Source organism: Pseudomonas sp. R25(2017) (genome assembly GCF_002112565.1).
In the GTDB taxonomy this organism is placed as follows: Bacteria; Pseudomonadota; Gammaproteobacteria; order Pseudomonadales; family Pseudomonadaceae; genus Aquipseudomonas; species Aquipseudomonas ekonensis.
In genome coordinates, this window is record NZ_NEHZ01000005.1 from 1 (window position 1) to 12,802 (window position 12,802).

The window sequence follows — 12,802 nt, forward strand, 5'->3', positions numbered from 1 at the left end:
ATCAGATGTACAGAAGGGTTTGCGTCCCCTTCGTCTAGTGGCCTAGGACACCGCCCTTTCACGGCGGTAACAGGGGTTCGAGTCCCCTAGGGGACGCCAGTTTCACAGAAGCGATGTCGCAAGATGCCGCTCCGCCGCGAGGCGAAAAATCTGGGGCTATAGCTCAGCTGGGAGAGCGCTTGCATGGCATGCAAGAGGTCGACGGTTCGATCCCGTCTAGCTCCACCAATTTACACTTCAAGGTCTGGCCACTCCGGCCTTGAAGCGATCAGCACTCAGCACTGATCAGTTGTAGAAGGGTTTGCGTCCCCTTCGTCTAGTGGCCTAGGACACCGCCCTTTCACGGCGGTAACAGGGGTTCGAGTCCCCTAGGGGACGCCACGATTACCCGCCTTGCGGGATTTTTAAGGGTCATTCAATCATTGAATGGCCCTTTTGTTTGTCTGGCGTTTGGCCATTTCTCCTTTTTCCTTACACTGTGCTTCAGACCAGCGGTCATATCTGTGACTTGCAGAATATTATTATGAGAATAATATTCTAATCGTAATATTCGGAGGCGACGATGAACGACAAGAAAGCTCAAACCCGCGAACGCATCCTCAAGGCTGCCAGCGCCGCACTGATCCAGCGCGGCCCGGCGGAACCGAGCGTGGGTGAAGTGATGGGCGCGGCCGGCCTGACCGTCGGTGGCTTCTACGCCCACTTCGAAAGCAAGGACGCCATGATGCTCGAAGCGTTCAAGCAACTCCTGGGGCGGCGCCGTGACCTGATCGACGACATGGACGCCGAGTTGACCGGCGAAGAACGCCGCGCCCTGGTCGCCGCCTTCTATCTGTCGCGCAAGCACCGCGATTCCAGCGAGGCAGCGTGCCCGATCCCGGCCTCCATCGGCGAGTTGGGACGGTTGCCGGAGGCTTTCCGGATCGCACTGAACGAACACATGGAGTTGATGGTGGCGCAGTTGGCCTCAAGCCCTGAAGACACCGACAAGGCCTTGGCCGACATGGCCCTGATGGTCGGCGGCCTCGCGCTGGCGAGGGCCTTGGGGCCGGGGGACTTATCCGATCGATTGCTGCGCGCCGCCAAGTCGGCGGTGCGTTGACCTGAAGGCGACAGGCCTGAGGAGAGAGCGATGAACGCGTTGAAGTGGGTTCGCGGCGTTAACGGCACCTTGGGCTGGTTCGCACCGAAACTGGTGGCGAACAAAATGCGTCTGGCGTTCATGACGCCACGGGAACATCCGCCGCGGGACTGGGAATTGCCGCTGCTGGCGAAGTCCGAACGGATCACGCTGCGCTTCGGCCTGTCGGCCTTGCGCTGGGGCCAAGGCCCGACCGTGCTGCTGATGCACGGTTGGGAAGGGCGGCCGACTCAGTTCGCGTCATTGATCAACGCGCTGGTCGATGCCGGCTACACGGTGGTCGCACTGGACGGCCCGGCCCACGGCCGTTCGCCGGGACGTGAAGCCAACGTCGTGCTGTTCGCCCGGGCCATGCTCGAAGCCGCCGCCGAACTGCCGCCGCTGCAGGCCGTCATCGGCCACTCGATGGGCGGCGCCAGCGCCATGCTCGCGGTGCAGCTGGGCTTGCGCACCGAGACGCTGGTGAGCATCGCCGCCCCGGCGCGGATCCTGGGGGTGCTGCGCGGCTTCGCCCGTTACGTCGGCATGCCGCCCAGGGCCCGCTCGGCGTTCATCCGTCAGGTCGAGCGGGACGTCGGCATGCGCGCCGCCACCCTCGATGTCGCCCACTATCAACTGGACATGCCGGGCCTGATCGTCCATGCCGAGGACGACACGTTTGTCCCGGTCAAGGAATCGCAGATGATCCACGAAGCCTGGTTCGACAGCCGCCTGTTGCGCCTTACGGACGGCGGCCATCAGCGCGTGCTGGCCGACCCCCGGGTGATTGATGGGGTGCTATCACTGCTGGCCGGGCGCAGCCTTCAGGCGCGGCAATCGGCCTAGGCATCCGTTACACTGCCCCGGTCGAACACATCTGACCGGGAGAGGGGCATGGGCTGGGATCGGGCAACGCCGTTTACGATTGATCTGCAAGTGGGCGCCGAGGACATCGACGGGCTGGGGCACGCAAACAACGCGGTGTACGTGACCTGGCTCGAACGTTGCGCCTGGCGCCACTCGCAGCGGCTGGGGCTGGATCTGGTCGAGTACCGGCGCCTGGACCGGGCGATGGCGGTGGTGCGGCATGAGATCGACTACCTGGCCGCCGCCTACGAAGGCGACGAACTGCAATTGGCGACCTGGATCGTCGATTGGGACCAGCGCCTGAGGATGACCCGGCAGTTCCAGTTGATCCGCCCCAGCGACAACACCACGCTGCTGCGGGCCCGCACCACGTTCGCCTGCATCGAACTGTCCACCGGTCGGCCCAAGCGCATGCCGGCGGAGTTCATCGAAGGCTACGGCCCGGCGATCCAGGCGTCGGAAAGCCTGCAAAGCTGATGCTTTGCGGGAGCGAGCGTGCTCCCGCACCTGCAGAACCCTTCGATAATCCAGTAAACTGCCGCACGTTTTTCCTTGAGTGTGTTTTTCCATGCAAATTGCCCTGGCGCCGATGGAAGGGTTGGTCGACGACATCCTGCGCGATGTGTTGACCCGTGTCGGCGGTATCGACTGGTGCGTGACCGAGTTCATCCGGGTCAACGACCAACTGCTCACACCGGCCTATTTCCACAAGTTCGGCCCTGAACTGCTCAACGGCGCGCGCACCGCGGCCGGTGTGCCGCTGCGCGTCCAACTGCTGGGTTCCGACCCGGTGTGCCTGGCGGAAAACGCCGCGCTGGCCTGTGAGCTGGGCTCGGAGGTGATCGACCTCAACTTCGGCTGCCCGGCCAAGACCGTCAACAAGTCCCGGGGCGGGGCGGTGCTGCTCAAGGAGCCGGAACTGCTCAACCAGATCGTCGAGCATGTCCGCCGCGCGGTGCCGGCGCACATTCCGGTCACCGCCAAGATGCGCCTGGGCTTCGACAGCCCGGACGGTTCGCTGGTGTGCGCCACGGCGCTGGCCGAAGGCGGCGCCGAACACATCGTCGTCCACGCGCGCACCAAGACCGACGGCTACAAGCCGCCGGCCCACTGGGAGTGGATCCCCCGCGTGCAGGACGTGGTCAAGGTGCCGGTGTTCGCCAACGGCGACATCTGGAGCGTCGAGGACTGGCGCCGTTGCCGCGAAATCAGCGGCGTGGAAGACATCATGCTCGGCCGCGGCCTGGTCTCGCGCCCGGACCTGGCCAAGCAGATCGCCGCCGCCCGGGCTGGTGAGGAGGTCGTCGAGATGACCTGGGCCGAGCTGATGCCGCTGATCCAGGACTTCTGGCTGCAGGCCAAGGCGCAGATGACGCCCCGCCAGTCGCCGGGCCGGCTCAAGCAGTGGCTGGCCATGCTCACGCGCAATTACCCCGAGGCGGTGGAGCTGTTTTCCGTCCTGCGCCGCGAGACCGACGTGGACCAGGTCTCGCGCCTGCTGGGTCTGCCGGTGGCCGAGGCGGCCTGAAAAAATCTTCGCAAGTTCTCTTGAAATGCAAACGGCGGTCCCTATCTAAGGGTTACGCGATGCCGAATTCGGGTCGCGGAGTCAAAAAACTTGCTGATTGTTTTCAGGAGATTTGAACCATGAGTACTGCATTTTCCCTTGCCCCGCTGTTCCGTTCCTCGGTGGGTTTCGACCGTTTCAACGACCTGTTCGAAACCGCCCTGCGCAACGAGCCCGGCAGCACCTACCCGCCCTACAACGTCGAAAAGCACGGTGACGACCAATACCGCATCGTCGTGGCCGCCGCCGGCTTCCAGGAAGAAGACCTGGATCTGCAGGTCGAGAAGGGCGTGCTGACCATCAGCGGCGGCAAGCGTGACGCCAACGAAGGCGTTACCTTCCTGCACCAGGGCATCGCCCAGCGTGCGTTCAAGCTGTCGTTCCGGTTGGCCGACCACATCGAGATCAAGGCCGCCGGCCTGAGCAACGGTCTGCTGAGCATCGACCTGCTGCGCGTGATCCCGGAAGAGGCGAAAGCCAAGCGCATCCCGATCAACGGCGCGCAGAAGCCGGCCCTGCAGCACTGATTCATGTGCTGACACACATTCGTCCAGACGGACGATAAGCCGTGCGATGAAGGCCCCGACACTGTCGGGGCCTTTTTGCATGCGCACGAAAGATCTGCGCACGCTTTGCCGCCTCCCGGCGGTTTCTCTACAATCCGCGCAGTTTTGCCGACCCCATTCCTTACGGTCGGTCTGGAGCCTCTTTTCATGGACGAGATTCAACAGCGCTGGCTGTTCGCCCTTTCAGCGCCGATGGCGGCGCTCAACCCCGGTGCCGGGTACGCGGATCCCGCGTTCTGCGACGATCAATACATCGACCTGCAACGCAGTTGGAGGATCAACGACCGCGCACAATTGCTGGACATGCTCGACGGCATGACCGACGGCGGCCATGCGCGGCATCTCGCCCCGGCCTACCGTGCCTGGCAACGTTGCCTGCCGAGCGAATGGCAGGCGCTGCTCGACACCCTTGAGCCCCGTGAACGCATTCTTCACGAGTTCGCCAGCCGCACGTTCGGCAGTTGCGGGCCGGGCGGGATCCTGTCCTGGGATTACGGGCGCATGGGCTTCCTGCTGCGCTGCGGCGTGCGCAACCTCTGGATCGACGAGGCCGAGAGCCTCTGGCTGCACAGTCGGCTGGCGGTGCGGGCGCAGTTTCACTACGGCAGCTGGTTGGCCTATTTCAACGGTTTCATGGTCGGGCGCTCGTTCTGGGGCTGCCTCGACAACCCTGACGATGAACTGGCCCACGAGCTGGACCGGCAGGGGCAGAACGCCAATACCGCATTGATCGCCAAGGGCCTGGGGCAAAACATGCCGGTCTTCCTCGCGGATTTGCCCTGGCACCTGGATCTGGACTTGCCGCCACGCCCGGCATCGCTTGAGGCATTCGACTGGTCATGAGTTGCTGGATACGTTTGGGCATCGATCCCACCACCGATGAAACGCTGATTCGCAATGCGTACCGGGCACGCCTGCCGGCCCATCATCCGGAAACCGATCCGGAGGGTTTCCAGGCCCTGCGCCAGGCCTACGAAAGCGCGATCCGGCTGGCCCGCGATGATGAGCCGGAAGATGTCGAGGACACGACACCGGACACGACGCCGGATTCGTCACTCGTACGGCAGGTGTTCATCGACTTCGACGGGTTGCTCAAGGATCCGGCGCGACGCTTCAACGCCGATGCCTGGCAAGCCTTTGTCCAAAGCCTGGACCGGTTGCCGCTGGGCGAACTGGACGACCTGCGTTGGGGCCTGTTCCGCAAGCTGAGGGAAAACGGTCCGTTCTCCGCCTCCGGCGCAGGGCTGTTGGCCCGGCGCATGGCCTGGGATCGGCATTTGCTGGAGCTGGGCTTCGATCATGCCCGGGACGTCGAGGATTACCTGGTGCGGCTCGACGATCCCGCGCCGTTCGATACCACAGTCATGGACACCTGGTCGGCGCCCGCGCAGATCGAAAGCCTCTGGTACGCGCGCACCCTCGACTTCATTTTCAACCAGCGTCCGCTCCATGAGTTCGAGTATTTCGCCCGTCAGCACACCTGCCTGCCGCTGCCCAACGACCCTGGGTTCATCCGGCGCCTGCTGGTGCAGTTCACCCAGGCGGGCATCGGCGGCGCGGATTTGCTGCAGATGTGCCTCGAACACTGGCGCGCAGCGCCGGATGACGTGGACGGGCTGTATCTGCTCGCCTGCCAGCACACCCTGCTGGGGCAGGACGATCAGGCATTGCCCCATTGGGTGCGGCTGTGGCGGGAACATCGTCATCCCAAGGCGGAGAGCCAGTTGCTGGCGCTGTGCGCCAAGCGCCAGCCGGATGTCTTGCCGCTGTTGATCCAGGGCTTTGACCGGCTGGGGGATTTCAGCGCATGGTCGGCCGACCTCGGTCACGTCAGCCAGGAATACGGCAGCCCGTCCCAACGCCCCGAAACCCTGGCGCGCTGGATGGGCGCGGGTCGGCTGCCGCTGCAAGGGTTGGCCCAGTGCTTCGTCGACTGGCGCACGGGCGGCGATGAGTGGCCGCTGCTGGCGCTGTTGCTCGGCCATCAAGACGACGCCCGGCTGCAACGCCTGTACCGGCACGCCTGGGCGCTGCACCGGGGTGACGTTGCGTTGCTGCGCCAGGTGCTGGATGAACCGGAACCCATCGATGCCCTTGAAGGGCTGGTGCTGAACGGGTTGCAGCATCAGGCCGAACAGCACGTGCGCTGGCTGACCCGGGCGCCCGTGCCGTTGGCGATGGAACGCTTCGTCGATGGGAACGGGGCGCCCGGCCCGCTGCCGGCCGCGCTCGAAAAAGGCGAAGCGCACAAGATCTGCCGGGTGTGGCTGCGGCGTTGGCGTCCGTACAGCCGCGTCGGCCTGGAGCGCATCGCCCAGGCGTTCAAGTTCAATGACCCGAAGGCCGACAGCGATCTGTCGACCTTGAGCCTGTTGCTGGAACTGAGCGAGAGCGATGTCCTGTTGCCGGCGTCGGGGCAGGGCGAGGCCGTGTGGCAGTGGCACGCCCAAACGGCGTTCCTGTTGGCGCTGCTGGAGCAGCCGGAGCGTTGGCTGGGCATGGTCGATGCGCCGTGCCTGGACCGCCTGGCGTTCGACCCCGCCCACCCGGTCAGCCGGGTGCAGCCGTTGCTGAGCCGCCTGAAGCGCGAGCACGGCGACCTGAGCGCGCTGTTCGCCTGGCTGCAGCCGTCGGATCCGGTGCACGCCGCGCTCGCCCGGCGGTTGCTGGGTGTCCGGCAGGCGCTGGGCAGCCCCCGGTTGCTGGGCAACGACCGTTTGCTCGAATGCCTGCGCAGTGACATCCATGCTTTCGACGATGACTTGCTCGGGCGCATGCTGCTCACCGCCGTGCTGTACCACGACCCGTTGTTCGATGCGCAGCAGCGCCGGTTCCTGCTCGACAGGATCACCGAAGTGGTGAACCCCCAGGACTGGTTCGACGAATTCCGCCACGGCCTGATCAAGGGCGAGCCGCCGCGTCCGCCACGTCAGGCGCTGGAAGACGAAGGGGTCGCCAGCGACGCGTTCTATCTGGCGCTCGATGCGCTCAAGGGATTGGTGCGATACGGCGGCGCGGGCGTGCCGCGCCAGAAAACCCTGCTGCGCCTGCAACAGGCCAAGGACAACCCGGCGCTCGGGCTCGGCCTGCGGTTTGCCTTCAGTGCGTTGCTGTCCCGGTGCGAATGCCTGCTGCTGGCCAAGGGCGACAGCCGTCCGGTGCCCGCCGGCGCCTTCTGGCGGTTGGGTACCCGGTTGGGGCGTGGGGCGTTCATCGGGCAGGTGATCGGTACGCTGCTGGTCACGCCGTTGGCCGCGCTGTTCAGCGGTGTGGCGCTGACCGGGATCGCCGTGTCGCTGCTGGGCCTGGCCTTTCTGGTCGGCGCCGTGCTCCGGCGCCTGCACGACATCGGGCGTGGCATTCCGACATTGCTGGTGCTCGCGTGCCTGTCGCCGTTCTTTCCGTTCCTGCCGCTGATCCTGTTTGCCTTCCCCGGCGACAAGTTGCCCAACCGTTACGGCGTTGCGCCGGACAGCGCGGGTGACGACGCACTGGCCGGCGGTCTGCAAGCCGCGTTACGGCAGCTGGGCGGTCAGAGGCACAACTGATCCAGCGCTTGGTTGAGCCGGTTGCGCTGGCTGGCGATCTCTGACGGTCGCTGGCCGGCGAGCACGGTGGTGAAGGCGTCCAGCCAATCGGCGATCCGTTGGCGCTCGTCCCCCAGGCTTTGCGCCCAGGCCCGCTCCAGGCGGGCCAGCAGCGTCCGGTTGGGCAGCGTGTCGCGGGGGTGAGTCTTGAGGGCGGTCAACCGTTCATGGCTGGCCTGCCTGGCCTGTTCGTCGAGCCCGGTGGGGCTGCGGTCGATGCTGTGGCTGTGGCGCTCGCCGGTGGCGAGCAGGGTCACGTCCACTTCCAGCAGGCCGTTGATGTCGTAGCTGAAGCGCACATCCAGTTCCTGGCTCTGTTCGCTGGGTGCCAGTTCCACATCGAAGGTGTCGATGAAAATGTTGTCGCGCACCCATGGCCGTTCCCCTTGGTACACCTCGATGCGGATCGCGCTCTGATACGCATGGGTGGTGTGGAACCTCTGCACCCGGGACGTCGGGATCACCGTGTTGCGCTCGATGATCGGCGCGAAGGCGCCGGTGATTTCGTCGCTGCGGCGGGTGGAGATGCCCAGGGTGTAAGGGCAGACGTCGGTCAGGATCAGCTCTTCGATGGCGCCGTCGCGGGCCTTGCAGGCCGCCTGCGTGGCGGCGCCCAGGGCGACGATGGTGTCCGGGTCCAGGTGGCGGTGGGGCAGGCGGCCGAACAGCGTCGCCACCATCTGCTGCACCGCCGGCATGCGCGTCGCGCCGCCCACCAGTACCAGGCTGTCGAGGTCGCGGGGCTTGAGGCGGGCGTCGCGCAGGGCCTGTTCGATGGGGGCGCGCAAGCGGGCCAGCAGCGGCTCCCAGATTTTCAGTGCGCCGGCTTCGTCCAGCGTCCATTCGTACGGTGTGTCGCCATGGCGCCAGCTCAGTGACTGCGGGCCGTCGGCGAGTTTGCGCTTGAGCTGTTCCAGGGCGTCGCCGAGGCTGGCCATGGCCTGGGCGTCGATCTGCGCCGGCGTGAGCTGCCAGTCCTTGAGGCAGGCCTGCCGCAACGCTTCGGTGAAGTCTTCGCCGCCCAGGAAGTTGTCGCCGGTGGAGGCGTGGACTTCGATCAGCGGCAGCGCGTATTCCAGCACCGTCACGTCGAACGTGCCGCCGCCCAGGTCGAAGATCAGCGTGCGCTCGAACGCCTGCTCATGCAGGCCGTAGGCCATGGCGGCGGCCGTGGGTTCGTTGATCAACCGCGACACTTTCAGGCCGGCCAGTTCGGCGGCAAACAGCGTGCGTTTGCGTTGTTCGTCGCTGAAGTACGCCGGCACCGAAATCACCGCTTCGTCAACGGGATGGCCGAGCCAGGCTTCGGCGTCCTGCTTGAGCGCGCCGATCACCAGGGCCGAGAGCTCCTCGGGGCTGAACGAGCGGTCGCCCAATTCGAGGCGCTTTTCGCTGCCCATGAAGCGCTTGAAGGCCGCCGCCGTGCGCTGCGGATGGGTGGTCAGGCGGGCGCGGGCGGCCTTGCCCACCAGGACGCTGTCGTCCTCGTCGAGGCTGACCACCGACGGGGTCAGCACATCGCCCAGGGCATTGGGGATCAGCCGGGCCTGGCCGTCCTGCCAGACGGCGATGAGGCTGTTGGTGGTGCCAAGGTCAATGCCCAGCATGGCCGGGCGGGGGAGGGTTGCATCCTGCATGATCGATCTCGTTGGAGCCGGGTGAAAGACCGCGACCCTACAGGTTGCGGCAGGCACTGGCAAATGCCGGCCCGGCACAGACGCAGGCGGTTACAAAACGCTCCCGAACCTCACTTGAGCAACGTCTTCAGCGCCTCCAGCGGCAACGGCCGGCTGTACAGGTAACCCTGATACAGGTGGCAACCCAAGCCTTGCAGGAACTCCAGCTGTTCCGGGGTCTCGACGCCCTCGGCGATGATCTCCAGCGCCAGGCTGCGGGCCATGGCGACGATGGCGCGGATGATCTCGGCGTCGTTGGGGTCGCTGGTGGCGTCGCGGATGAACGACTGGTCGATCTTCAGCGTGTCCACCGGCAGGCGCTTGAGGTAGGTCAGGGACGAATAGCCGGTGCCGAAGTCGTCCATGGCGAAGGTCACGCCGAGCTTCTTGAGGCGGCGCATCTTGCTGATGGTGTCTTCCAGGTTCTGGATCACGATGCCTTCGGTGATCTCCAGCTTCAGCAGCGAGCAGGGCAGGCCGTGGCCGGTCATGCTCTGTTCGATGCGTTCGACGAAGTCGTTCTGGCGGAACTGGCGCGGGCTGATGTTCACGCACAGGGTGAAATTGAGCGGGTCGATCAGGGTTTCGGCGATCAGTTGCTTGAAGGCGTCGCAGGCCTCGTCGAGGATCCAGGTGCCGACCTCAAGGATCAGCCCGCTGTCCTCCAGCACCTTGATGAATTCGGCGGGGGACTGCGCGCCGAGCTCCGGGTGGCTCCAGCGCACCAGGGCCTCGGCGCCGATGATGCGGTTGTCCTTGGCGTCGATCTGCGGCTGGTAGTGCATGGTGAATTCGTTGCGCGACAGCGCCAGGCGCAGGTCGGTTTCCATGCGCTGGCGCTCGCTGGCCGCCTTCTGCATGGTGTTGTGGTACATCTGCGTGGTGTTGCGGCCGGAGTCCTTGGCCCGGTACAGCGCGATGTCGGCACGCTTGAGCAGGTCGGTCGGGGTCGAGCCGTGGTCGGGGATCAGCGCCACGCCGATGCTCGGCGTCACTTGCAGGCGCTGGCCGTCGAGGAACATGGGCTCCGACAGCAGCTCGCGGATGGTGTCGGACAGCTCCCGCACCTGGCTGCTGACTTCGTTGCGCGTGCCTTCCAGGCCGCTGAGCAGCACCACGAACTCGTCGCCGCCCAGGCGCGCGACAGTGTCTTCCATGCGCACGCTGGCCTCCAGGCGTGCGGTGATGATCTTGAGCACCGTGTCGCCGACCGGGTGCCCGAGGGAATCGTTGATGTGCTTGAAGTGGTCAAGGTCCAGGAACAGCAGCGCGCCGCGCAGGTTGTGGCGCTTGAGCAGGGCGATCTGCTGGCTCAGGCGATCCATCAGCAGCGCGCGGTTGGGCAGGTTGGTCAGCGGGTCGTGGTAGGCCAGGTGGCGGATCTGCGCCTCGGCGTTCTTGAGCAGGCTGACGTCCCGGGCGGTCAGCAGCAGGCAGGCGGTTTCGTTGAGGGTGATCGGCTCCACCGAGACCTCCACCGTCAGCAGTTCGCCGCGCTTGTTGCGCCCGAGCATTTCCTGGTGGTGCACGCGGCCCTTGATCTGCAGTTCGGCCAACAGGGCCGAGCGCTGTTTCTCTTCGGCCCAGATGCCCACCTGGTACATGGTCTTGCCGATCACTTCGTCGGCGCGGTAGCCGGTGAGGCGGCAGAAGCCGTCGTTGACCTCCAGGTAGCGCCCGGTGTCGCGCTCGCTGATGGTGATGGCGTCGGGGCTGGAGTGGAACGCCTTGGCGAATTTCTCTTCGCTGGCCTTGAGCGCCGCTTCAGAGCGCTGCTGCTGGGTGATGTCGCGCAGGGTGGTGACGATGCAGGGCTGGTTGCCGACGCTGATCTGGCGGCTGGAGATCACGCAGGTCAGGGACTGGCCGTCCTTGTGCTGGACGATGATCGCCACGTTGCTCAGGCCCTGCTCGCGGATCACCCGCTCGATGCGTTGCAGGCTTTTCGCCGAGGCGTCCCACAGGCCGATGTCCTCGGCGGTGCGGCCGATCACGTCGGCGGCGCTCCAGCCGAAGGTCTGGCTGAAGCTGGAGTTGATCTCGATGAATTCCCCGGTTTCCTGGCGGGTCACGCAGATCGGGTCGGGGCTGACCTGGAACAGCGTGGCGAATTTCTCCTCGGACGCCACCAGGCGCTGTTCCCGTTCGACCTGGTCGGTGATGTCCAGCAGGGTGCCGGCCATGCGCAGGGGCACGCCGTTCTCGTCGCGGTAGAGGCGGGCGCGGCTTTCCAGGTAGCGGGAGCTGCCGTCGGGCAACTGCACGCGGTAGGTCAGCTGGTAATTGCCGGCCGGGCCTTCGCGCAGGCTGCGGTAGGCGTCGCGCATGCTGTCGCGCTCTTCGCCGGGCACGCCTTCGAAGAATTCCTCGAACGATTCGTGGAAAGGCTTGGGCTCCAGGCCGTGCAGTTGCGCCGCCCGGGCGGAGCCGTAGAGCATGCCGGTGGGGATGTCCCAGTCCCAGGTGCCCAGCTGCGCGGAGTCCAGGGCCAGGTCCAGGCGTTCCTGGCTGTCCTTGAGGGCGTGCTCGGCGGCTTTGCGTTCGGTGGTGTCGAGGAAGGTGCTGAGCAGGTACGGCTGGCCTTCGAGCTCGACCTTCTGCGCGCTGAGGATGCCGTCGTGGATCTGGCCGTTGCTGGCGCGGAACTGCACCTCGCGGCTGACCAGCTCGCCCTTGGCCTTGGTGGCCTTGACCAGCTCCGCCCGCTGCTCCGGGTGCACCCACAGGCCCAGTTCCAGGGTGGTGCGGCCGATGGCGTCCTGCACCGGCCAGCCGAACAGGCTTTCGAAATACTGGTTGGCCTCGCTGATCAGGCCGTCTTCCTGGCGGGTCAGCAGCACCATGTTGGGGCACAGGTGAAACAGTGTGGCGAAACGTTTCTCGGAACTGGTGAGGGCCTGTTCCCGCTGGCGCTGGTGGGTGATTTCGCGGATCACCCCGATCATTCGGGGCCGGCCGTGCTTGTCCGGCAGCAGGCTGCCGTTGATCTCCAGCCAGTGCAGGCTGCCGTCGGGCCAGCGGATGCGGTGGTGCATGGCCTGTTCCAGCGGCGCGCCGGCGATCACGGCGTGGAAGGCGCGGACGGTCTTGGCCCGGTCCTCCGGCGGCAGCAGGTCGAGGTATTCCAGGTCTTCGGGCAGCGGTTGCCGCGGATCGAAGCCGAACAGCGCCTGGGTGCCGCGCGACCAGCTGATCTTGCCGCGCTCGATGTCCCAGTACCAGGCGCCCAGCCGCGCGCCGTTGAGCGCCGCCAACAGCTGCGGCGCGCTTTCCCAGCTCTGCTCGGAACGCCGCGGGTCAATGGCCTGAATGCGTGGCATTGGCGGAATACGGTCGACAGATTTCGGCATTGTTGACGGGCCTTGAGCTGATTTGGGCGTTAGGCACAGGGAAAGGCGGCTCTATAGGAGTAGCACAAG

The 12,802-nt window shown here is 65.7% G+C and carries 9 protein-coding genes and 3 tRNA genes; 10 read left to right on the forward strand and 2 right to left on the reverse strand.

Annotated features, from left to right (window positions below):
- Window positions 1-23 precede the first annotated feature (23 nt).
- From CAG31_RS07620 to CAG31_RS07665, 10 genes are all read left to right on the forward strand, one after another.
- Window positions 24-99: transfer RNA gene (locus CAG31_RS07620), tRNA-Glu, on the forward strand.
- 53 nt (window positions 100-152) lie between these two features.
- Window positions 153-228, forward strand: a tRNA-Ala gene (locus CAG31_RS07625).
- A 77-nt stretch (window positions 229-305) separates the two neighbouring features.
- A tRNA-Glu gene (locus CAG31_RS07630) sits at window positions 306-381 on the forward strand.
- Between the two features lie 181 nt (window positions 382-562).
- Window positions 563-1,102, forward strand: coding sequence for a TetR/AcrR family transcriptional regulator (locus tag CAG31_RS07635; RefSeq protein WP_085579529.1), 540 nt, complete (start codon window positions 563-565; stop codon window positions 1,100-1,102).
- Between the two features lie 30 nt (window positions 1,103-1,132).
- Window positions 1,133-1,966, forward strand: coding sequence for an alpha/beta fold hydrolase (locus CAG31_RS07640; protein WP_085579531.1), 834 nt, complete (start codon window positions 1,133-1,135; stop codon window positions 1,964-1,966).
- A gap of 48 nt (window positions 1,967-2,014) precedes the next feature.
- On the forward strand, window positions 2,015-2,464 hold the full coding sequence (locus tag CAG31_RS07645) for a thioesterase family protein (RefSeq protein WP_085579533.1): 450 nt from the start codon (window positions 2,015-2,017) through the stop codon (window positions 2,462-2,464).
- Window positions 2,465-2,555: 91 nt separating this feature from the next.
- The gene (locus tag CAG31_RS07650) at window positions 2,556-3,515 is read left to right on the forward strand and encodes a tRNA-dihydrouridine synthase (protein WP_085579535.1); all 960 of its coding nucleotides are present in this window, start codon (window positions 2,556-2,558) and stop codon (window positions 3,513-3,515) included.
- A 119-nt stretch (window positions 3,516-3,634) separates the two neighbouring features.
- Window positions 3,635-4,081 carry an Hsp20 family protein gene (locus CAG31_RS07655; protein WP_085579537.1) on the forward strand — a complete coding sequence of 149 codons (447 nt, stop codon included), beginning with the start codon at window positions 3,635-3,637 and terminating at the stop codon, window positions 4,079-4,081.
- Between the two features lie 186 nt (window positions 4,082-4,267).
- Window positions 4,268-4,963 (forward strand): DUF1266 domain-containing protein, encoded by a 696-nt coding sequence (locus tag CAG31_RS07660; protein ID WP_085579539.1) that lies wholly within the window; start codon window positions 4,268-4,270, stop codon window positions 4,961-4,963.
- Window positions 4,960-7,668 (forward strand): DUF805 domain-containing protein, encoded by a 2,709-nt coding sequence (locus CAG31_RS07665; protein ID WP_085579541.1) that lies wholly within the window; start codon window positions 4,960-4,962, stop codon window positions 7,666-7,668. The genes CAG31_RS07660 and CAG31_RS07665 overlap by 4 nt, the downstream gene beginning before the upstream one ends.
- On the opposite strand, the gene CAG31_RS07670 is transcribed toward CAG31_RS07665, so the two are convergent.
- Both CAG31_RS07670 and CAG31_RS07675 read right to left on the reverse strand, forming a co-directional pair.
- Window positions 7,653-9,344 carry a molecular chaperone HscC gene (locus CAG31_RS07670; protein WP_085579543.1) on the reverse strand — a complete coding sequence of 564 codons (1,692 nt, stop codon included), beginning with the start codon at window positions 9,342-9,344 and terminating at the stop codon, window positions 7,653-7,655. The genes CAG31_RS07665 and CAG31_RS07670 overlap by 16 nt on opposite strands.
- A 110-nt stretch (window positions 9,345-9,454) precedes the next feature.
- On the reverse strand, window positions 9,455-12,733 hold the full coding sequence (locus tag CAG31_RS07675) for a PAS domain S-box protein (RefSeq protein ID WP_085579545.1): 3,279 nt from the start codon (window positions 12,731-12,733) through the stop codon (window positions 9,455-9,457).
- Window positions 12,734-12,802 lie beyond the last annotated feature (69 nt).

Bases quoted from the DNA above. Each gene is read 5' to 3' on its own strand.
- CAG31_RS07675 (WP_085579545.1), bottom strand. From the start codon at position 12,733: ATGCCGAAATCTGTCGACCGTATTCCGCCAATGCCACGCATTCAGGCC.
- CAG31_RS07645 (WP_085579533.1), top strand. From the start codon at position 2,015: ATGGGCTGGGATCGGGCAACGCCGTTTACGATTGATCTGCAAGTGGGC.
- CAG31_RS07660 (WP_085579539.1), top strand. From the start codon at position 4,268: ATGGACGAGATTCAACAGCGCTGGCTGTTCGCCCTTTCAGCGCCGATG.
- CAG31_RS07640 (WP_085579531.1), top strand. From the start codon at position 1,133: ATGAACGCGTTGAAGTGGGTTCGCGGCGTTAACGGCACCTTGGGCTGG.
- CAG31_RS07650 (WP_085579535.1), top strand. From the start codon at position 2,556: ATGCAAATTGCCCTGGCGCCGATGGAAGGGTTGGTCGACGACATCCTG.
- CAG31_RS07670 (WP_085579543.1), bottom strand. From the start codon at position 9,344: ATGCAGGATGCAACCCTCCCCCGCCCGGCCATGCTGGGCATTGACCTT.
- CAG31_RS07635 (WP_085579529.1), top strand. From the start codon at position 563: ATGAACGACAAGAAAGCTCAAACCCGCGAACGCATCCTCAAGGCTGCC.
- CAG31_RS07665 (WP_085579541.1), top strand. From the start codon at position 4,960: ATGAGTTGCTGGATACGTTTGGGCATCGATCCCACCACCGATGAAACG.
- CAG31_RS07655 (WP_085579537.1), top strand. From the start codon at position 3,635: ATGAGTACTGCATTTTCCCTTGCCCCGCTGTTCCGTTCCTCGGTGGGT.